The sequence below is a fragment of the Rhizobium sp. P44RR-XXIV genome, assembly GCF_001999485.2.
GTDB lineage: Bacteria > Pseudomonadota > Alphaproteobacteria > Rhizobiales > Rhizobiaceae > Rhizobium.
The window spans coordinates 1-19,476 of sequence record NZ_MPVZ02000024.1; the positions used below are offsets into that span (position 1 = coordinate 1).

General features: G+C 60.3%; 18 protein-coding genes. 3 read left to right on the plus strand and 15 right to left on the minus strand.

Going from position 1 to position 19,476, the window contains the following annotated elements:
- Positions 1-431: 431 nt before the first annotated feature.
- Positions 432-2,372 carry a M23 family metallopeptidase gene (locus tag BSK43_RS03875; RefSeq protein ID WP_077471711.1) on the plus strand — a complete coding sequence of 647 codons (1,941 nt, stop codon included), beginning with the start codon at positions 432-434 and terminating at the stop codon, positions 2,370-2,372.
- Between the two features lie 35 nt (positions 2,373-2,407).
- Here BSK43_RS03875 and BSK43_RS03880 read toward each other — a convergent pair whose 3' ends face one another.
- The 8 genes from BSK43_RS03880 to BSK43_RS03915 all read right to left on the minus strand — a co-directional run bounded on the left by BSK43_RS03880 (position 2,408) and on the right by BSK43_RS03915 (position 13,551).
- Positions 2,408-2,920: an AAA family ATPase gene (locus BSK43_RS03880; protein ID WP_077471712.1), complete on the minus strand. Its 513-nt coding sequence runs from the start codon at positions 2,918-2,920 to the stop codon at positions 2,408-2,410.
- Positions 2,921-3,056: 136 nt separating this feature from the next.
- Positions 3,057-5,657, minus strand: a complete 2,601-nt coding sequence (clpB, locus tag BSK43_RS03885; protein ID WP_136686720.1) for an ATP-dependent chaperone ClpB — start codon at positions 5,655-5,657, stop codon at positions 3,057-3,059.
- Positions 5,658-6,020: 363 nt separating this feature from the next.
- A complete protein-coding gene (locus BSK43_RS03890) occupies positions 6,021-6,719 on the minus strand; it encodes a DUF4167 domain-containing protein (RefSeq protein WP_136686722.1) in 699 nt (232 codons plus the stop codon).
- Positions 6,720-7,068: 349 nt separating this feature from the next.
- Positions 7,069-7,944, minus strand: a complete 876-nt coding sequence (gene prmC / locus BSK43_RS03895) for a peptide chain release factor N(5)-glutamine methyltransferase (protein ID WP_077471714.1) — start codon at positions 7,942-7,944, stop codon at positions 7,069-7,071.
- Positions 7,941-9,020 carry a peptide chain release factor 1 gene (gene prfA / locus BSK43_RS03900; RefSeq protein WP_068396546.1) on the minus strand — a complete coding sequence of 360 codons (1,080 nt, stop codon included), beginning with the start codon at positions 9,018-9,020 and terminating at the stop codon, positions 7,941-7,943. Before prfA ends, prmC begins: the two co-directional genes overlap by 4 nt.
- Positions 9,021-9,110: 90 nt before the next feature.
- On the minus strand, positions 9,111-11,378 hold the full coding sequence (gene ptsP / locus BSK43_RS03905) for a phosphoenolpyruvate--protein phosphotransferase (RefSeq protein WP_077471715.1): 2,268 nt from the start codon (positions 11,376-11,378) through the stop codon (positions 9,111-9,113).
- 100 nt (positions 11,379-11,478) lie between these two features.
- On the minus strand, positions 11,479-12,753 hold the full coding sequence (locus BSK43_RS03910; RefSeq protein WP_068396552.1) for an aspartate kinase: 1,275 nt from the start codon (positions 12,751-12,753) through the stop codon (positions 11,479-11,481).
- 171 nt (positions 12,754-12,924) lie between these two features.
- The gene (locus BSK43_RS03915) at positions 12,925-13,551 is read right to left on the minus strand and encodes a hypothetical protein (protein WP_077471809.1); all 627 of its coding nucleotides are present in this window, start codon (positions 13,549-13,551) and stop codon (positions 12,925-12,927) included.
- A gap of 261 nt (positions 13,552-13,812) precedes the next feature.
- Here BSK43_RS03915 and ubiG point away from each other — a divergent pair, with 261 nt between their 5' ends.
- Positions 13,813-14,559 carry a bifunctional 2-polyprenyl-6-hydroxyphenol methylase/3-demethylubiquinol 3-O-methyltransferase UbiG gene (gene ubiG, locus BSK43_RS03920; RefSeq protein ID WP_077471716.1) on the plus strand — a complete coding sequence of 249 codons (747 nt, stop codon included), beginning with the start codon at positions 13,813-13,815 and terminating at the stop codon, positions 14,557-14,559.
- Between the two features lie 23 nt (positions 14,560-14,582).
- On the opposite strand, the gene BSK43_RS03925 is transcribed toward ubiG, so the two are convergent.
- From BSK43_RS03925 to BSK43_RS03945, 5 genes are read right to left on the minus strand one after another with little or no spacing between them, the layout of a single operon-like run.
- Positions 14,583-15,170 (minus strand): DUF3291 domain-containing protein, encoded by a 588-nt coding sequence (locus BSK43_RS03925; RefSeq protein ID WP_077471717.1) that lies wholly within the window; start codon positions 15,168-15,170, stop codon positions 14,583-14,585.
- Positions 15,170-15,598 carry a DUF1178 family protein gene (locus BSK43_RS03930; protein ID WP_077471718.1) on the minus strand — a complete coding sequence of 143 codons (429 nt, stop codon included), beginning with the start codon at positions 15,596-15,598 and terminating at the stop codon, positions 15,170-15,172. The genes BSK43_RS03925 and BSK43_RS03930 overlap by 1 nt, the downstream gene beginning before the upstream one ends.
- A complete protein-coding gene (locus BSK43_RS03935; protein ID WP_077471719.1) occupies positions 15,595-16,452 on the minus strand; it encodes a carbon-nitrogen hydrolase family protein in 858 nt (285 codons plus the stop codon). Before BSK43_RS03935 ends, BSK43_RS03930 begins: the two co-directional genes overlap by 4 nt.
- 24 nt (positions 16,453-16,476) lie before the next feature.
- On the minus strand, positions 16,477-16,734 hold the full coding sequence (gene grxC, locus BSK43_RS03940; protein ID WP_077471720.1) for a glutaredoxin 3: 258 nt from the start codon (positions 16,732-16,734) through the stop codon (positions 16,477-16,479).
- Between the two features lie 29 nt (positions 16,735-16,763).
- A complete protein-coding gene (locus BSK43_RS03945; RefSeq protein WP_077471721.1) occupies positions 16,764-17,540 on the minus strand; it encodes a ComF family protein in 777 nt (258 codons plus the stop codon).
- 94 nt (positions 17,541-17,634) lie between these two features.
- On the opposite strand from BSK43_RS03945, the gene BSK43_RS03950 reads away from it, so the two are divergent.
- Entirely contained in the window at positions 17,635-18,519 is an 885-nt protein-coding gene (locus BSK43_RS03950; protein WP_077471722.1) for a methyltransferase domain-containing protein, read from the plus strand.
- A gap of 35 nt (positions 18,520-18,554) precedes the next feature.
- Here the strand turns inward: BSK43_RS03950 and BSK43_RS03955 are convergent, their stop codons facing one another.
- Complete coding sequence (locus BSK43_RS03955; RefSeq protein WP_077471723.1) at positions 18,555-18,737, minus strand: Flp family type IVb pilin; 183 nt, start codon at positions 18,735-18,737, stop codon at positions 18,555-18,557.
- 80 nt (positions 18,738-18,817) lie between these two features.
- Positions 18,818-19,135, minus strand: coding sequence for a hypothetical protein (locus BSK43_RS03960; RefSeq protein WP_034481918.1), 318 nt, complete (start codon positions 19,133-19,135; stop codon positions 18,818-18,820).
- Between the last annotated feature and the right edge of the window lie 341 nt (positions 19,136-19,476).

The window sequence follows — 19,476 nt, forward strand, 5'->3', positions numbered from 1 at the left end:
GGAAACACTAGAGCGAAGGACTTCGTCGCCAGCAGCGCCGCCGCCCTCGTTCAGTGATCGGGCTTATAGACCCTACCGATCGAAGTAGTCAACAGGCCTATTTTGAAAAAAATCAAAAAACATATAACTGATTGATTCTCATGATGAAATTATGAACACTCTTCATATCTGTGGGAGCGATAGGCCAGAACGGCATTATATAGCGCCTGCCGCGGCCCCGGGTTGACCCGAATGGCCGCGCCTGAAGGTGAAAAGATGTGCTGTTAGCGGCCAGACCCCACAAACCACGCATCCCGCGGCTACAGATTTCATGGGAAACAAGCCTGCGGAGGGCCTGAAGCCGACCGCTTCATTTGACACCCTTGTCATAAATATGCACATCTTCGCCCCCAGCCTGCGGCTCGCATATAAGGAAGCGGATCTCGATTGGCATGATAACGGACAAAATGATGCTCCGATCGCTCGGCAACGAGCCGCCAATCCTGGCCGATGGCAGGCGAGCTCCGGACCGGCGCGAGGTTTCCTTGCGATGGCTTTCCGGTACGTTCCTCACCGGCCTTACCTCAAGCATATTGATGGGCGTCGCCCTGTTTGCCGCACTTGACGGGCGGCAGCAGCTCGCCATTCCAGCCGAAGCCTATGCGACAACAGACAGCCACGACGCCTCCGACGACCAGGTGACGCGCGGCGGCCGGCTGATCTCCACGGCGATCGCTTCCAAACCATCCGACCGCAACATTCTCGAAGTATCGACCGTGGTGCGGGACGGCGACAAGGAAGTGGTGCGCCGCCAGCCCTTCGCCCATGTGAAGATCGCGCTCGCCACCAACCGCGTCGCCGGCGAAAGCTATCCGCCCTTCGATCCGCTGGCGATCTTTTCCGCAGACGAGAACATACCGCCGCCCGCCAACCGGACCGGGGCGATCTATGGCTCCGATGTGGAATCCGAAGTCAGCCTCAAGACCATATCCTTTCCGAGCAAGGACATCCCCTTCCCGCTCGCCGGTTCCATGTCGCTGGACGAAGTCGAGGAGAATGTGCGCTCCAACGGCTCGATCCTCGCCGACAGCAACACCCAGCTTTCAGCGCTTTACTATGTCGACCCGCGCCGCTTCGCCAACGATGACGCCGATGTCGATCTGACGGCGGGCCTTGCCGCTCGCATCGTCGAGGAGAACATGTCGGTCTCCGCCTCCGAAGCCGTGACCGCGCAGACGGAAGAATTTGCCGACGATATCATTCCCATTCGGGAAAACATGCCGATCGCCACGGCACTCACCAATGCCGGCTATCTCAAGGCCGATGCAGACGACATCACCTCAAAGATTCAGCCTGTCTTCGGCTCATCCGATGTTTCCACGGGCGATGTGCTTCGCATCGGCATCCTGCAGAAGGGCGAGCAGGCCAAGATCATCCGTGCCAGCATCTATCGTGGCACCAAGCACCTGCTGACCATCGCGCAGAACGACCATGGCGACTTCATCGCCGGCAGCGCGCCGCCGATGCTCGATGCCATCGCCACCGCCTTCGACAATGATGCTCCCGTCGTTGCCGCCGGCCGCGATCTGCCGAGCGTCTATGACGGCATCTATCGCGCGGCGCTCTCCTACGGCATGAGCAAGGAAATGGTGGCGCAGATCGTCAAGCTGCTCGCCAGCAACGTCGATTTCCAGGCGCAGCTGAAACCGACGGATTCGCTGGAAGCCTTCTTCTCGGTCGCCGACGACAAGGGCCAGGCGACAGCCGATTCCGAGCTGCTCTACGTCAACGCCAAGTTCGGCGACACGGTCACCCGCTTCTATCGCTTTGAAGACCCGACTGATCATTCGATCGATTATTTCGATGAGGCCGGCAAGAGCATCCGCCAGTTCCTGCTGCGCAACCCCGTTCCGACAGGCATTTTCAAATCGGGCTTCGGCATGCGCCGCCACCCGATCCTCGGCTTTGCCCGCATGCATACCGGCGTCGACTGGGCCGCGCCACGCGGCACGCCGATCATTTCGGCCGGCAACGGCATCGTCGAAAAGGCTGGCTGGGATTCCGGCGGTTTCGGCAACCAGACGCTGATCCGCCATGCAAATGGTTATGTCTCCTCCTACAATCACCAGAGCGCCATCGCCAAGGGCGTCGTCCCCGGCGCAAAGGTGGTTCAGGGGCAGGTCATCGGCTTTATCGGCTCGACGGGTCTCGCAACCGGACCGCATCTGCACTACGAGCTGATCGTCAACGGTACCAAGGTCGATCCGCTGCGCATCCGCCTCCCCGGCGGCAAATCGCTCGAGGGCGATGCGCTGGCCAAGTTCCAGGATGAGCGCAAGCGCATCGATACGTTGCTGAGCGACGAAAAGTCGAAACAGGTCGCGAGCAAGTAGCAATCGAGATCGAGCGGATCCCGATTATCAGGCCGCTATCTAGGCTCGGTAGCTCTCAGCCGATCGACGAGTTCGGTGACGATATCATCTACGGCCTTCAGGGCTGTATCGACGACGACCGGTCCCGGACCCCAATTGTCGTAGCTTAGGGTGACGACCTCGTTCCACGTCGGGTTCACATGACCTTCGATGTCAGTCTGGCGTGTTTCCACGCGCCGGCGGTGCTCCACTTTGTCGGAACAGATGACCTCCACTTGGATTGCGGATACGGCCGCGCGCTGCGCAACCTGGCTCCAGGCCTCGCGCGTTATCGAAATCGGATTGACGCAATCGGCAATAACAGTGTTTCCCAGTTTGAGATTATCTCCGGCGATCCCATAGGCAACCATGTAACCGGCGGGCCCGACCTCGTCTCTCAACACGCCGGAATTCCGCAGCGCCTGCTCGATCGTGTCGAGCCGGACATAAGTGGCTCCCAGCCTTTTGGCCAGTGCCCGTGCAATCGTGGTTTTGCCGCTGCCCGGCAGGCCGCCAAAGATGACAAGCATATTTCCCCCGATCCTCTGAACCCGTGCAAGCGTCACAGGCCCGGTGCAACTCCACAAGATATTTTCCGAGCGAGCCTCCGAAAGCAAAATGGCGACCCGAAGGTCGCCATCCGCTGATATCACAACATTACCGACCTTAGGCCGCTTCGTTGACGGCCTGACGCGGGCGGAACAGCAGCCTGTCCGATCCGCTGGTCACCTTGACCACAGAACCATCCGGAACCTGCCCGGAAAGGATCTGTTCGGCGAGCGGATCCTGAACAAATTTCTGGATCACCCGCTTCAGCGGTCTCGCACCATAGACGGGGTCATACCCCTTATTGGCAAGCCAGTTGCGGGCATCCTCGTCGAGTTCGAGCTTGATCTTGCGCTCCGACAGCAGCTTCAGCAGCCGCTCCAGCTGGATATCGACGATCGCGCCCATCTCATCGCGCTTCAGGCGATGGAACAGGATGATCTCGTCGATACGGTTCAGGAATTCCGGCCGGAAATGCGACCGGACGACATCCATCACCTGCTCGCGCACCACATCGCTATCATCGCCATCCTTCAGCTGGGTCAGATATTCCGCGCCCAGATTCGACGTCATGATGATCATCGTGTTGCGGAAGTCGACTGTGCGGCCCTGACCATCCGTCAGGCGCCCGTCGTCCAGAACCTGGAGCAGGACGTTGAAGACATCGGGATGCGCCTTCTCGATCTCATCGAACAGCACGACCTGATAGGGCCTGCGGCGAACGGCTTCCGTGAGCGCGCCGCCCTCTTCATAGCCGACATAGCCGGGAGGAGCACCGATCAGCCGGGCCACGGAATGCTTCTCCATGTACTCGGACATATCGATGCGCACCATGGCCGTGTCGTCGTCGAAGAGGAAGCGGGCAAGCGCCTTGGTCAACTCCGTCTTGCCGACGCCGGTCGGGCCGAGGAAGATGAACGAGCCGATCGGCCGGTTCGGATCCTGAAGCCCGGCGCGCGAACGGCGAACGGCGCGCGAGACCGCCTGAACGGCATCGCCCTGGCCGACAACCCACTTTGCCAGTTCGTCTTCCATCCGCAGCAGCTTGTCGCGTTCGCCTTCCAGCATCTTGTCGACCGGAATCCCGGTCCAGCGCGAGACGATCTGGGCGATGTTGTCGGCGGTGACCACTTCCTGCACCATGGAATCGCGGGCATTATCCTGCTCTTCCGCGGCGTGGAGTTCTGTCTCCAGCTTCGGGATCACGCCATAGGCAAGTTCGCCGGCGCGCTGGAATTCACCCTTGCGCTGGGAGATCGCCAGCTCGTTGCGGGCGTCGTCCAGCTGCTTTTTCAAATCGGCGGCCAGACCCAGCTTCTGCTTTTCAGCCTGCCAGCGCGCGGTCAGCGCATCGGCCTCCTCTTCGAGAGAGGTAAGCTCGGTCTCCAGTCGAACCAGCCGGTCAGCCGAGGCCTGGTCGGTTTCCTTCTTCAGCGCTTCGCGCTCGATCTTCAGCTGGATGATGCGGCGATCGAGTTCGTCGAGTTCTTCCGGCTTTGAATCCACCTGCATGCGCAGACGGGCCGCGGCTTCGTCCATCAGGTCGATGGCCTTGTCCGGCAGGAAGCGATCGGTGATGTAGCGGTTCGACAGGGTTGCGGCGGCGACCAAGGCGGCATCGGCGATGCGGACCTTGTGGTGCTGCTCGTACTTTTCCTTCAGGCCGCGCAGGATCGAAATCGTATCCTCGACCGTCGGCTCTTCGACCATGACCGGCTGGAAACGGCGCGCAAGGGCCGGATCCTTCTCGACATGCTTGCGATATTCATCGAGCGTGGTCGCGCCGACGCAATGCAGCTCGCCGCGGGCGAGCGCCGGCTTCAGCAGATTGGATGCATCCATGGCGCCATCGGCCTTGCCAGCCCCGACCAGCGTGTGCATTTCGTCGATGAACAGGATGATCTCGCCATTTTCCGCCTGGACTTCGTTGAGCACGGCCTTCAGCCGCTCTTCGAACTCGCCGCGGAATTTCGCACCGGCAATCAGAGCGCCCAGGTCGAGCGCCATCAGCTTCTTGTCCTTCAGCGATTCCGGAACGTCACCATTGACGATACGCAAGGCCAGGCCTTCGACGATTGCCGTCTTGCCGACGCCGGGCTCGCCGATCAGCACGGGATTGTTCTTCGTGCGGCGGGAAAGGACCTGAATGGTGCGGCGGATCTCGTCGTCGCGGCCAATGACCGGGTCGAGCTTGCCTTCGCGAGCCTCGGCGGTGAGGTCGCGAGCATATTTCTTCAGGGAATCGAACCCCTGCTCCGCATTGGCGGAATCAGCGGTGCGGCCCTTGCGGATATCATTGATGACCTGATTGAGCCCGACTGGCGTAACGCCGGCCTTCTTCAGCGTCGCTGATGTCGAGGCGGACGACTCCATCGCCAGCGCCTGCAAAAGACGCTCGACAGTCACAAAGCTGTCGCCGGCCTTCTTTGCAGCCTCTTCGGCCGTGGCGAACACCTTGGCGAGCGGCTGTGCAAGATAGACCTGACCATCACCACCGGAAACCTTCGGCAGTTTGGCAAGTGCGGCGTCATTGGCAAGACGGGCAGCCTTGGCGTCGCCGCCGGCACGTTCGATCAACGATGCAGCCATGCCCTGGTCGTCGTCCAGCAGCACTTTCAGAACATGTTCGGGGGTGAATTGCTGGTTACCCTGCGCAAGCGCATAGGTTTGGGCGGATTGCAGGAAACCGCGCACCCGCTCGGAGTATTTTTCAATATTCATAATGGACCTCCATGGATCAACCTGCCCTGAGCGGCGCAGATCGATGATTGAGATTGGGCCCCCTCAAGAGGCAGACCCCGCTCTGTCGCCGTTGAGATTTGCGGCAAAGCAACTGAGCAGAATATGGGAGGATCTTCGCGGAGTTTAAAGGGCGGAAAACCCGAAAAAATGAATGATTTTATGAGGTCGGCGGAGCGCCGCCTTCAGGCCGAAGGACCACCCCATGGCTGGGAGTCCAACGGAATTTTTGCCCCGCCCGAACCATGCCTCATGGGCAGGACCTCACAAAACAAAAACGGCAGCGCCGTCAGCACTGCCGTTTTTATTTGAATATTCGATCGTTCCCTCACGGGAGAGAGCGCATTATTCCGAAGCAGCGTCCGCCAAAGCCGGAGCTTCGCCCGACCCAGCTTCGCCCTCGCCTTCCGCATCAGCGCTGCGGCGTGGCTGGCGACGCGGTCGGCTGCCGCCGGCGTTACGGCGCGCGGCTGACGCTCCGTCGCCTGCGTCGGCAGGGGTCTCTTCCTCGATCGCAACTTCGGCCGGAATGCCTTCGATCACCGGCTGCGGGCCGGTGCCATCGATGACTTCCGGTTCGGCAGCGGGAGCTGCGGCAACAACCGGAGCAGGCCTCTGATGGCGCACCTGGGGTGGAGCCAGCTGCGGCTGGTCGTCCATCTCCTGCGCATCCATATCGTCGCCGTCGCGGTCGCCGCCGTCGCGCTCATTGTAATTGTGCTGATCGTCGCGCTGGAAGCGTTCCTGCATCTGAGCCTGGGCGCTGGCAATGATGCGATAGTAGTGCTCGGCGTGCTGAAGATAGTTTTCAGCCATGACCCGATCGCCGGAACTTTGAGCGTCACGCGCCAGAGTCGCGTATTTTTCGGCGATATGCTGTGCCGTTCCGCGAATTTTCACATCGGGACCGGAGCTGTCGTAAGTCCTGGTCAGCGGGTTAGAGCCTTTGCGGTTGAAATTGTTATTGTTGTTATTTCCACCACCGCCGCCGCCGTTGTTGTTACCACGCCCCCGACCGCGCTTATTCTGCTGTCCTGGCCTCATAGATCCTTCACCTGAATTCTCTTCGTTGGGATAAAATTCATACACGACACCTGCCGCCGAGGTTCGGACCCTTCCGAACCAAGGCCTGCGTGCCGCAAGCAAACTGCGCTTTAAGCGCCGGTCTGCCGCTCGACTACGTCAGATTAACTGATCACGCATTGGGTTATCTTCAACCTTTGACACTCTTACCAAAGAGCGGATCCCCGAGGCTGTCCAAGACAGGCGAATCGTCTCGCCTATTCCCAGCCGCCCAACGCGTGAGCGCAACCTATATCGCTTCCTCAGGAAATCCAAGCTTTTTCTTCGCGATAACAACAGAGATCCCACAAATCCGCAGCAAAATGTCGCGTTAATGATGCAATCTAAACACAAGCACCCGGTCGTTCTGGCCGTAGTCACGAACCGCTTTGACAAGGAGAAATCCTGCTCCTTCAAAGACAGAAGTCACCGTTTCACGCTGATCGTAACCGATCTCCACTCCCACCATGCCATTCGGGTGCAGAAACCGCGCCGCATCCTTTGCGATCGCTCTATATGCATCCAGCCCATCAAGGCCCCCGTCAAGGGCCGCGGGAGGATCGAAATCCTTTACTTCTGGAGCGAGAGTGGAAATGACACTGGAGGCAATATAGGGCGGATTTGAGACAATCACATGAAATCGTTCGTGGATGGCATCAAACCAGCTTCCTTGCACAGTATCGAACCGTGCCGCCAGGCCATTCCGCTCCGCATTGCCGCGTGCGGTCTCCAGCGCCTCGCCGGAGATGTCGGAACCAACGCCCGTCGCTTGCGGACATTCATGAAGCAGAGCCAGACAAATGGCCCCGGTTCCCGTTCCCAGATCAAGTAAGTGGACATTCCCGAGCTCAGATTCAAGGCGCCGCACGTGCGGAAGCATCGTATCGACCAGTATTTCCGTGTCGGGCCGAGGCTCCAGCGTTGCCGGCGATAGCCGCAAGGGCAAGCCATAGAATTCGCGTTCGCCAAGAATACGGTGGACCGGCTCATGGTTGAGACGGCGATCGATCGCCGCCCGCGCCGTGCCGACATCATCGGGCGATACCGCTTCCAAGCCCCGCGTCACAAGCTCGGTGGAAGAGAGATGGAGGAGCCCGCCGACAAGGATACGTGCCTCGGTGGCGGGGTCATCAAGATCGGCGTCGGCAAAACGGGCACGCACCTCTTGGAGGAGCCCGGCTACGGTCGACCCCTGCCCGCTGCTCACGCCTGTTCGCCAAGCTGGGCGAGCTGGCTCGCCTGGTAATCCGCCAGAAGCGCATCGACCACCTCGTCGATCTCGCCGATCATCATCCGGTCGAGCTTGTAGAGCGTCAGGTTGATGCGATGATCGGTGACGCGTCCCTGCGGGAAGTTATAGGTGCGGATACGTTCGGACCGGTCGCCGGAGCCGACTTGGCTCTTGCGGTCCGCCGAGCGTTCATTGTCCGCGCGCTGGCGCTCCATGTCGAACAAACGCGAGCGCAGCACCTGCATCGCCTTGGCGCGGTTCTGGTGCTGTGACTTCTCCGAACTCGTCACCACGATCCCCGAAGGAATATGGGTAATGCGCACAGCCGAGTCCGTGGTGTTGACGTGCTGGCCGCCGGCGCCCGAAGAGCGCATGGTGTCGATGCGGATATCCTCAGGGCGGATCTCGATATCGATCTCCTCGGCCTCCGGAAGTACGGCAACGGTTGCCGCCGAGGTATGGATGCGGCCGCCCGCTTCGGTTTCCGGTACGCGCTGCACGCGGTGCACGCCGGATTCGAACTTCAGGCGCGAGAACACACCCTTGCCGGTGATGGTGGCGATAATTTCCTTGTAGCCGCCAGCTTCGCCGTCGCTTGAGGACAGGATCTCGACCTTCCAGCCGTTATTGGCAGCGAAGCGCTCATACATGCGGAAGAGGTCGCCACCAAAAAGCGCTGCTTCCGAGCCGCCTGTGCCGGCGCGGATTTCAAGGATGGCGCTCTTCTCGTCGGCGGCATCCTTCGGCAGCAGCAGAACCTGGATTTCCTTCTCGAGGACTTCGATCCGCTCCTTGACCTCAGGCAACTCCATTTCGGCGAGATCGCGCATCTCGCGATCGACGGACTTGTCGGCGAGCATGGTGTCGAGATCGGCCGCCTCAGCAAGGACGCGCTCATAGTCGCGGATCTTGGCGACGACCGGCTGCAATTCGGAATACTCGGAAGCAAGCTTCACATAGACATCCGCGGCCGGGCCAGCGGACATGCGCGCCTCGATCTCGCCGAAGCGGCGCTCCAGTTCGCGCATTTTTTCAACGGGAAGCTTGGCCACCCTTTACTCCAATTCTTCTTATTATCTCTGCTGTGACGTGATGCGCATGATCCTGCCCGGAAACCATTTATCGTTTTCGTGGATCGCGCGCTAAAGCGGAATATTGTGGCTCTCGGCAAAGCGAACAAGGATATCACGCATCGAGGAGGTCGCGCGCGTGTCGTTCAACGCCTCCTCCATGACATCCGACAGGGCCTTGAGATCGAGCCCCAGAAGCATGGCCTTGACCGGGCCGATCGACGCCGGAGACATCGAAACCGAGCGGAAGCCAAGGCCGAGCAGCGCCATGGCCGAGATGGTCTTGCCGGCGAGTTCGCCGCAGAGCGTCACCGGTGTCTTGTTGCGCTCGCCGGCCCGCACAATATCCCGAAGGATGCGCAGGAACGGCCGCTCGAGCGGATCGAAACGATCCGACACGCGGGCATTGCCGCGATCGACAGCCATCGAGAACTGGAACAGGTCGTTCGAGCCGACCGAAACGAAATCGACCGCCGCCATCAGCTCGTCCAGCTGCCAGAGCAGCGCCGGCACTTCCAGCATGGCGCCGAATTGCAGCTTGCGCGGCAGACCATGACCGAAGCGGGACAGATGCTGAACTTCCTTCTGCAACAGCTCGCGCACCGCCTTGATCTCGGAGACTTCCGTGACCATCGGCACCATCATCTTCAGCTCGCCATCGGCGGCCGCCTTCAGCATGGCCCTCAGCTGCGTGCGCAGCAGGCCCGGGCGATCCAGCGACAGGCGAATGGCACGCCAGCCCAGCGCCGGGTTCTCTTCCTCATGCGCGCGGAAATAGGAGACGACCTTGTCGCCGCCGATATCGAGCGTCCGGAAGGTGACGACGCGCCCGTCCGCCTGCTTCAGCACGTTGCGGTAGAACGCCTCCTGCTCATCCGCCTTCGGCATGGTCGAGGCGATCATGAACTGCAGCTCGGTGCGGAACAGGCCGATGCCTTCGGCGCCGGATTCGGCAAGCTGCGGCAAATCCACAAGCAGGCCGGCATTCATCTGCAACGAGATGCGCTGGCCGTCCTTGGTGACCGGCTCGACCGCGCGCAGTGCACGGAATTGCTCCTGCCGGCGGGCGCGGAACCGCACCTTTTCCTCGTAGGAACGCTGATGGTCGGCCATCGGCCGGAGATGCACATGGCCGCCATCGCCATCGATGATGACCGAATCGCCATTCTCGGCAAGGGCGACGATGCCGGTCGCCTGACCGATGACCGGAATGCCCATTGCACGCGCGACGATGACGACATGGCTCGTGACGGCGCCTTCCTCCAGCACCAGGCCGCGAATATTGGCGCGGGGATAGTCGAGCAGTTCGGCAGCGCCCATGGCACGCGCGAAGATGATCGCATCGTTCGGGAAGCCTTCGGCGGCCGTGCGGCCCGAATAGCCGATAAGCTGCCGCAGCAGCCGGTTCGCCAGATCCTCGAAATCGTGCATGCGCTCGCGAAGATATGGGTCGGTCAGGCGCATCATCCGCGCCTTGGTATCGCTCTGCACCTTTTCGACGGCCGCTTCTGCAGTCAGGCCGTTGCGGACAGCTTCTTCCAGCTTGCGCACCCAGCCCTGGTCATGCGCGAACATGCGATAGGTTTCCAGCACCTCGCGATGCTCGCCCTCCATCGAGACGTCGCGGCGCGACAGCATGTCGTCGATGGAAATGCGCAGCGAGCCGAGCGCCTCGGCCAGGCGGCCGATTTCCTTGTCGGTGTCTTCGTTCAGCAGATTGGTGACGACGATGCGCGGCTCGTGCAGCACGACATAGCCAAGCCCGATGCCTTCATTGTAGCTGTCGCCGTCGATGGTGACCGAGCGGGTCAGATCGAGTTCCAGGCCGGGCTTGGTGATCTTCTTCAGCTCGCCGGTGGCGATCATTTCGGCCAGCACCATCGCCGTCGTCTCGAGCGCTTCCAGCTCTTCTTCGCGGTAGGTCCGGCTCGCCTTGTTCTGCACGACGAGAACCCCGAGCGAACGGCCCGTGCGCAGGATCGGCACGCCCAGGAAGGAGTGGTAGATCTCTTCGCCGGTTTCCGGCAGGTAGCGGAAGGCGGGATGCGATTGCGCGTCGGAGAGGTTGAGCGGCTGGGCGGAGGCGGCGATCGTGCCGACCAGGCCCTGTCCCATCTTCAGTTGCGAAAGGTGGACGGCTTCCTTGTTGAGGCCCTCGGTCGCGTAAAGTTCGAGGACGCCGTCTGCGCGCAGCACGTAGACGGAGCACACTTCGGCGACCATGTTGCTGGCAATCTGGCGAACGATCCGGTCAAGACGCTCCTGCGGCTCCAGCGGCTCCGCCATCAATTCGCGCAGCCGCTTGAGCAGAACGCGTGGACCGCCGGATAGGTCTCTCATTGCGTCTCTAGCTCCCGAATCAAGATATCACGCCATTCTTGCCCACGTCAGGGCCGGCCGAAACTCGCCTCCGTTACGGTCCGTCGTCAGCAGTCCTGAATCAACTCTTATCCAGACCGTAGCAGGAATGCAAAGTCCTGACTGCGAGTTCTGCATAAGGACCGTCGATCAGGATGGAAATCTTGATTTCTGACGTCGTAATAGCCTTGATGTTGATACCTTTTTCGGCAAGTGCCCGGAAAGCGGTCGCGGCCACGCCGGCATGCGAACGCATGCCGATGCCGATGACCGAAACCTTGACCAGACCTGATTCGTTTTGAATCACGTCATAGCCGATCTTTTCCTTGTTCTCGCCCAGCACGCGCAGTGCTTTGTCGACATCGCCCGAAGGAACCGTGAAGGTCATGTCGGTCTTGGAGCCGTCCTCGGAAATATTCTGGACGATCATGTCGACATTGATGTGGTTTTCAGCCAGCGGTCCGAAGATCGCGGCAGAAACGCCCGGCCGGTCGGCAAGACGACGCAGCGAGATCTGGGCCTCATCCTTGGCATAGGCGATGCCGGTGACTACTTCCTGTTCCACGATTTCTTCCTCGTCACAAATCAGCGTTCCGGGCGGGTTGAGCAGATCGCCCATGCCCGGAGCATCGGGATCTTCGAAAGAGGAGCGCACGAAGGTGCGAACCTTAAAGACCATGGCCAGCTCGACCGAGCGCACCTGCAGTACCTTGGCGCCGAGAGACGCCATTTCGAGCATTTCCTCGAAGGCGATCTTCTTCAGGCGGCGGGCCTTCGGCTCGATGCGCGGATCGGTCGTGTAGACGCCATCAACGTCGGTATAGATGTCGCAACGGTCAGCCTTGACGGCAGCGGCGATGGCCACTGCAGATGTATCGGAACCACCACGGCCGAGCGTGGAGATGCGATTGTCGGGGCCAAGCCCCTGGAATCCGGCGACGACTGCCACCTGGCCCTCGCCCATGCGGCGGATCATCTCGCTGCCGTCGATTTCAAGAATGCGCGCCGCGCCATGGGCGTTGTCGGTGCGGATCGGGATCTGCCAGCCCTGCCAGGAGCGGGCGTTGATGCCCATCGCCTGCAGCGCGATCGCCAGCAGGCCTGAAGTCACCTGCTCACCGGAAGCAACGATCGCGTCATACTCGCGCGCGTCATAGATCGAATGATCGGCACCGGCGACTTTCGGCATGTTCTGGACCCAGCCGACCAGCTCGTTGGTCTTGCCGGACATGGCGGAAACGACGACCGCGACCTCGTGGCCGGCGTCGACTTCCCGTTTCACATGGCGTGCGACATTCTTGATACGGTCCAGATCCGCGACGGAAGTTCCGCCGAATTTCATCACGATGCGTGCCATGTGCCTCTACCAGTACCCAGCGCCGGGCGGCCGAAATGCGATAAGCCCGGCATGCGAAATCACCCTTCCGGTCCATTAGCCGGAAAAGCCCATATCAATGGGGGCGTCTCTTAGCGAGTTTGGCAGGCGGGTGCAATAGCTTGGCGCGGCCGACGCCATCAATAGTTTACTTTAAAACTCTACTTTTAGGCTCGACCACATCTTGTCGAGGATCGTCCCTTCCTTGGGGATGTTTTCCTTGTTGAGGAAGGTGGCAACGAGCACGCCGCCATCCGGCCGGCCGGCCGCCACGATCTCATAATCCATGACATCATTGTCCGTGGTGGTCTCCGCCTTGACGCCCTTCAGCAGAACGCCGCCAGGAAGCATCCGCTGCGCGGCCTCCTTCTTCAGCTTGGCGCCGCCGCTGATGCTTTCCTGAATCATCTGCTGCAAGACGAAATCGGTGATGCTGGAAGGATTGAGACCTTTGTATTCCTGGACGATGATCCCCGTGCCGATCGGTGTCATCAACGCATACTGCTCCACCCCGCCGCCAAGGTCCGTTTTCGCGACCGTGAACTTGCCATCGTGATCGAAGGAAAACTTGCCGCCGCTGAACGTCACGGTTTCGCTGCGCTGCAGCTCCACTGAAACCTCGCGACCGTCCTTCATGGTGACATCGAGACTATCGCCGGGATTGATACCCACCTCAACGCCGTCGACCGTCAGACGAAATCCCTTTCCGTCTCCGGCATTCGCGTGACCGACCGTGAGACAGCCTATGGCAATCACAGTCGCGAGGCGAAATGGTCTCATGAAGAACTCCTCCGCAGGCCGGCGGATCAAACCAATCCCCGGTTTTGAAAGTCCATTTGAAAGCCAGGGCGATTGATCGGCCATGAGACGGTTCTTTGTCAACCTTCCTCCAATATCCGCCGATGCCGCCCAGATGACATGGGGACGCAGCAACGGGCGCAGCCCTTGACATCAGCCTCCGATCGTCCGACTTCACATCTGATGGAATTATGCCTCGCGACGATGCGCGCGGATTGCACGGTGCAGACCAAGGAGTGAACCATGACCGAAACGGCGAAAAGTACGATCGACCAGAGCGAAGTCGACCGTTTCTCCGCCATGGCGGCGGAATGGTGGAGCCCGACGGGCAAGTTCAAGCCGTTGCACAAGTTCAACCCGGTGCGCCTTGCCTATATCCGTGATCATGCCAGCGAAAACTTCGGCCGCGACCCGAAGAGCAGCCGGCCGCTGGAAGGCCTGCGCGTGCTCGATATCGGCTGCGGCGGCGGCTTGCTCTCCGAGCCGATGGCGCGCATGGGCGCCTCTGTCATCGGCGCCGATCCGTCCGAAAAGAATATCGGCATCGCCTCGACGCATGCCAAGGCCTCCGGCGTTCCCGTCGATTATCGCGCGGTCACCGCCGAGCAACTGGCCCAAGCCGGAGAAACCTTCGATATCGTGCTGAACATGGAAGTGGTCGAGCATGTCGCCGATGTCGAGTTCTTCATGTCCACATGCGCGAAGATGGTGCGGCCGGGCGGCCTCATGTTCGTCGCTACCATCAACCGCACGATGAAGGCGGCGGCGCTGGCCATCTTTGCCGCTGAAAATGTCTTGCGCTGGCTGCCGCGCGGCACGCATCAATATGAAAAGCTCGTTCGTCCGGAAGAGATCGAGAAGCCGCTTGCCGCCGACGGGATGGAGATCATCGCCCGGACCGGCGTGTTCTATTCGCCGCTGCAGGACCGTTGGAACCTGTCGAAAGATATGGACGTGAACTACATGCTGCTGGCGAAGCGGTCCATCTGAGGCCGCGAACAGTCTATTCCGGCCTAGATTTTCAGCGTCATGACATGCGCCAATAGATCGCCTTGACCTCCGGCATTGAGCGCTGCGATTTCTTTCACGCGATTTCGATCGATCTCCACGGCGCCACCGTCAGGTCCATAGGGGCGCTTGAACGAGAAGGCATCGGCGCTTGGGCCCTTGTCGTGAATATATTCCAGCCGTTCGACGCCGTCTTTCCACTCCGGAACGACGCTGGCATCCACCCACCAGAGAACCAGCGGCGGCCAGCTTTGCCTGACATTCCAGTGCCGGGCATGCTTCAATGCATCGGCATGCACGCCGCTATAGCTGAACGCCATCAGCGACTCGATATCGGCCCAGAGTGACAGTGATGATGGCGCGGTCGCAAAGCCGCTGCCTTCGATGAAACGCGGAAAGACCTGTTCGCCCCAACAGGGAGTACCCGGCTCGCCTGTATAGCCGGAGCGGCCGATAAAGCCATGGGCACGAGACGCAGCCTCGAAATTCGCCGCTTCCCGCAGGCGAAATCCTTCGACCGCAGCGCTTTCATAGGCTGCGACATGCAGCCCGAAATTATACATGGCCAGATGTTTGCCGACGCCTGCCGGCATCAGTTGATATCGTCTGGTAAAACGGGAATGGCGGCGATTTCGATGCCTTCGTCGACAAGGGCCTGAGCCTCGTCCGGCGTGGCCTTGCCGATGATCCCGCGCGCGTCCGCCTCGCCATAATGGATCTTGCGAGCCTCTTCCGGAAACTTCGCGCCGACATCCTCGGCATTGGCCTTGATCGCCTCGACCGCTTCCTTGAGCTTGACCATCACGTCCTTGCGGGCGGCATCCATGGCGAGCGTCTGCATCTCGTCCTTCTTGCGCGCAGTCGACACCGATGGCGCCATCAGCAGCTTCGAAATCGCCGAGGAATTGCAGACGGGACAGGTCAGAAAGCCGCTTTCGATCTGACGGTCGAAATCGGCGCTTTCCGAAAACCAGCCCTCGAACTCGTGGGCATTGTCACAGCTAAGAGAATAACGGATCAAGCAGCGACGCCTCCAGCCGCCGGCGTCGCGATCTTTTCCAGCGAAAATTCGCGCGCATTCTTCAAGTTTGGAATCTTGTCATGGGCAGATTTTACCGCCGCGACATCGATCTCGGCGACAATAACCGCTTCGCCCGTGCCGCCGGCCGACGCCAGCACCTTGCCCCAGGGATCGATGATCATCGAGTGACCGAAGGTCTCGCGGCCGTCTTCATGCTTGCCGGCTTGAGCCGCAGCGATGACGAACATGCCGTTTTCGATGGCGCGGGCGCGCAGCAGGATTTCCCAATGCGCCTCGCCGGTCTGCCGGGTAAAGGCGGCAGGCACGGTCATCACCTGGGCGCCGGCAACGGCCTGGGCGCGGAAGAGCTGCGGAAAGCGCACATCATAGCAGATGGAAAAGCCAAGTTCGGCAAAGGGCAGAGAGGCGATGCGCGCCTCCGATCCCGGCCGGTAGACGGCACTCTCACGCCAGCTCTCGCCATTGTCGAGATCGACGTCGAACATGTGGATCTTGTCGTAACGGTTGATGAGCTTGCCGTCGGGACCAAAGAGGAAGCCGCGATTGGCGATTTTGCCGTCGTCGAGCGCAATCGCCGTCGAGCCGACATGCAGGTGGATGCCGAGCTCCTTGGCCAGTTCGGATGCCGTCTTGACGATGATATCCCCCGCTTCGTCGCGCAACACGGCGCGCAGGCCCGGACGATCCTTCTGCACGGCGCCAGTCATCTCCGGCGTCTGCACATAGACAGCGCCCTGCGAGGCGGCATCACGGACCAGACGCGCCATGTCGGCCGCGTTCTTCACCGGATCGACACCGGAGCACATCTGAATAGCGGCGGCTTTGAAACTCATCGTCGTTTCCCCTGCGAAAGCGGTTCAGGCGGCCAGCATCGGATCGAGCTTGCCGGCCCGATCAAGCGCATGGAGATCATCGCAACCGCCGACATGCTCACCATTGATGAAGATCTGCGGGAAGGTCGAACGGCCGTTCGACTTCGAGATCATTTCCTGGCGCATGTCGGGCGAATAGGTGGCGTTGTGCTCGACATAGTCGACGCCCTTGGAATCGAGCAGGGATTTCGCCCGAGAGCAGAAGCCGCAAAACTCACGCGTATAAATAACCACGGATGCCATGATTCACTCCGGAAAACTTAGATTTACTGTCATATAAGATGGCCGACGACCCTTGCAAAGGTCAAAACAGTCACATCCGCCGCACCGGCTTTCTTCAGCGCGCGCGTCGCCGCAGCCACTGTCGCGCCCGTGGTATAGACGTCGTCGACCAGCACGATACGCCGGCCGAACACATCGGCAGCCCGATGCTCGGAAAGAGCAAATGCCCCACGCACATTGTCCTGTCGCGCCTTGGCGCCGAGACCGACCTGCTGGGTCGTGCGCTTGACACGCAGCAGCGTCGCGGCGAGCAGCGGTTTTCCGGAAAGGCGGGCGATATGGCGGGCAAGCTCGGCTGCCTGATTATACTTGCGCGTGAACAGCCGCGCCCGATGCAGCGGCACCGGAATGATGGCGTCGCAGGCAGCGACCGTCCCATCGCTGGCGCGCAGCATCCAGCCAGCCATCATCGGCGCGAGATCGGAACGATCACGATATTTCAGGCTGAGAACGAGATCGCGGACGATACCGTCATGGACGGCAGCGGAGCGCAACCGGTCGAAAACAGGCGGCTCGGCGATCGCCTCGGCACTGAGAATTCCCGTGCCGAGGTCATGCGAAAACGGGCTGCCCAGAACCTCGCAATAGGGTCGCTCGATGAAACGGATGCGGGACCAGCAGGCAGCGCAAAGACCGCGATGCGCCCCGACGGAAACCCCACAGCCGGGACAGGCCGGCGGGTAGACCAGATCGGCCAAAGCCAGCCAGGGCCTTGTGAGCCCGAACCGCAGCATCGACAATGTGATTTCACGCACCATCATCCCCATATGATTGACACTAGCTTTTTCCCGCAGGCTTTGCGAAGGAAAACACCAGTACCCGCCACGCCTCGCCTAACTGATGAGATTGCAGGAAACCGCCATGGAAACCGTGTTCGACCAATCGCTGCTCGCTGTCCGCAAGCGCCGGGCGCTGAGGCAGGGAGATACGAAGGCGGCGTTTCTTCTCGATATCGCGGCGCAAGAATTGGCCGAGCGACTTGGCGTCACGGAACGGCATTTCGACGAGGCCGTGGAGCTTCATGGCGCAACCGGTATCGCAGCGCGGCTGGCATTGGCGACCGGCAAGATCGGCAATCTCCGCAGGATCGAAAACGAGACCGGTTTTGCCCAGCCAGACGAGACGATCATCGAGGCACCGCTGGAGGAGTTGCCGCTGGCGACGGACTCCGTCAATCTCGTCCTGTCGCCGCTCAGCCTGCATCTGACCAACGATACTCCAGGCGTTTTCATCCAGATCCGCCGGGCATTGAAGGCCGATGGCCTCTTCCTGGCAGCCATCCCCGGCCTGGGAACCCTGCAGGAATTGCGCGACGTGCTGCTGGCAACCGAGATCGAACTGACGGGCGGCGCCAGCCCGCGCGTGATCCCTTTCGCCGATGTTCGCGATGTCGGCGGCCTGCTGCAACGGGCGGGCTTCACCCTGCCTGTCATAGATGCGGAGACCTATACGGTACGGTACGACAATCTGTTCGCCTTGATGCGCGATCTGCGCGCCATGGGCATGACCAACCCGCTTGCCGATCGCAGCCGTAAGCCGCTGACGCGCGCCTTCTTCCTGCGCGCGGCCGAACTCTATGCCGAGCGCTATTCCGATGCGGATGGCAGGATCAGGGCGACGTTCTCGATCATCTATGTATCCGGCTGGACACCGCATGAGAGCCAGCAGAAGCCGCTGCGGCCGGGCTCGGCAAAGGCGCGGCTCGCCGATGCCCTGAAGGTCGAGGAACACAAACTCAAGCAATAATCAGTCGACTGAAGCGAATGCAGCCCGCAATCGCCTCAGTTCTGGTTGGCGGTGGAATTCTGAACCGTATTGGACAATAGGCTAAACGTATTCGCGAGGCTGCCGCCAAAGGCGCCGACACCGCTGATGATCGCTGCCGACATGAGGGCAGCAATCAGCCCATATTCGATGACCGTTGCACCGGTCTTGTCATTGAAAAAACGCCGTACGGAACGCATACGCTCAAAGCTCCAGCATTGGACATCAACATCTCGTGAATCCGATGCTGTCATGGCATCTGGCAGGCTATGCTTAAGCTTTATTGGCAGCCGCTATCCGCGCCGTACCCCTGAACGATGCATACCGAACCCGGCTCATGCTGCAGCACGCTGCGGCGGATGGTATAACGCTTGCCGTTTTCAGTCTGCGGGATCGACCCGGTGGTAATATTGTCGAGATCGGGTGCACTTGCAAGCACGCGCGACTTGGATTTGTCGGAGAGCATTGGCGTCAGGATAAGCGAAAGCGCCACCGCCGCCGTACCGAACAGCAAAGCGATATTCAACGCGCCCGTCTTGCGCGACGTGGAATAGGACTGCTCTTTTTCCTGAACAGCTTTCCAGAAATCGTCGTCCATTATGTCAAGCCTTCTTTAACGCACCCAACAACCTGCTTGATTGAGAGCATTGAATGCCAGAAGGTCATAAACGATCCCTTAATATCCACATGCAAATTAATGAGACGTAAAATTCTGGGACACCGGCCGATTCGGGTTACAGGCCTGATATTAAATGGCTAATTTTCGTTAACCCTGTTTGCGATGTGCTGCCTTAAAGCACTTCAAACCGTCACCGCGTAAACCGAAAAAAATCCGCTTCGCTACGGGACGTCAAATTCAGCTCGCGCAAACACGCGCTGGCAGAAAATTTATCCGATACACCAAATAATAGAGATTGAGTTTTGCACGTTTTGATATAT

What these genes read in the sequence shown, in the direction of transcription:
- BSK43_RS03875 (WP_077471711.1), top strand. Translation starts at nt 432, where the DNA reads ATGATAACGGACAAAATGATGCTCCGATCGCTCGGCAACGAGCCGCCA.
- BSK43_RS03880 (WP_077471712.1), bottom strand. Translation starts at nt 2,920, where the DNA reads ATGCTTGTCATCTTTGGCGGCCTGCCGGGCAGCGGCAAAACCACGATT.
- clpB (WP_136686720.1), bottom strand. Translation starts at nt 5,657, where the DNA reads ATGAATATTGAAAAATACTCCGAGCGGGTGCGCGGTTTCCTGCAATCC.
- BSK43_RS03890 (WP_136686722.1), bottom strand. Translation starts at nt 6,719, where the DNA reads ATGAGGCCAGGACAGCAGAATAAGCGCGGTCGGGGGCGTGGTAACAAC.
- ptsP (WP_077471715.1), bottom strand. Translation starts at nt 11,378, where the DNA reads ATGAGAGACCTATCCGGCGGTCCACGCGTTCTGCTCAAGCGGCTGCGC.
- BSK43_RS03910 (WP_068396552.1), bottom strand. Translation starts at nt 12,753, where the DNA reads ATGGCACGCATCGTGATGAAATTCGGCGGAACTTCCGTCGCGGATCTG.
- BSK43_RS03915 (WP_077471809.1), bottom strand. Translation starts at nt 13,551, where the DNA reads ATGAGACCATTTCGCCTCGCGACTGTGATTGCCATAGGCTGTCTCACG.
- ubiG (WP_077471716.1), top strand. Translation starts at nt 13,813, where the DNA reads ATGACCGAAACGGCGAAAAGTACGATCGACCAGAGCGAAGTCGACCGT.
- BSK43_RS03925 (WP_077471717.1), bottom strand. Translation starts at nt 15,170, where the DNA reads ATGCCGGCAGGCGTCGGCAAACATCTGGCCATGTATAATTTCGGGCTG.
- BSK43_RS03935 (WP_077471719.1), bottom strand. Translation starts at nt 16,452, where the DNA reads ATGAGTTTCAAAGCCGCCGCTATTCAGATGTGCTCCGGTGTCGATCCG.
- grxC (WP_077471720.1), bottom strand. Translation starts at nt 16,734, where the DNA reads ATGGCATCCGTGGTTATTTATACGCGTGAGTTTTGCGGCTTCTGCTCT.
- BSK43_RS03945 (WP_077471721.1), bottom strand. Translation starts at nt 17,540, where the DNA reads ATGGGGATGATGGTGCGTGAAATCACATTGTCGATGCTGCGGTTCGGG.
- BSK43_RS03950 (WP_077471722.1), top strand. Translation starts at nt 17,635, where the DNA reads ATGGAAACCGTGTTCGACCAATCGCTGCTCGCTGTCCGCAAGCGCCGG.
- BSK43_RS03955 (WP_077471723.1), bottom strand. Translation starts at nt 18,737, where the DNA reads ATGCGTTCCGTACGGCGTTTTTTCAATGACAAGACCGGTGCAACGGTC.
- BSK43_RS03960 (WP_034481918.1), bottom strand. Translation starts at nt 19,135, where the DNA reads ATGGACGACGATTTCTGGAAAGCTGTTCAGGAAAAAGAGCAGTCCTAT.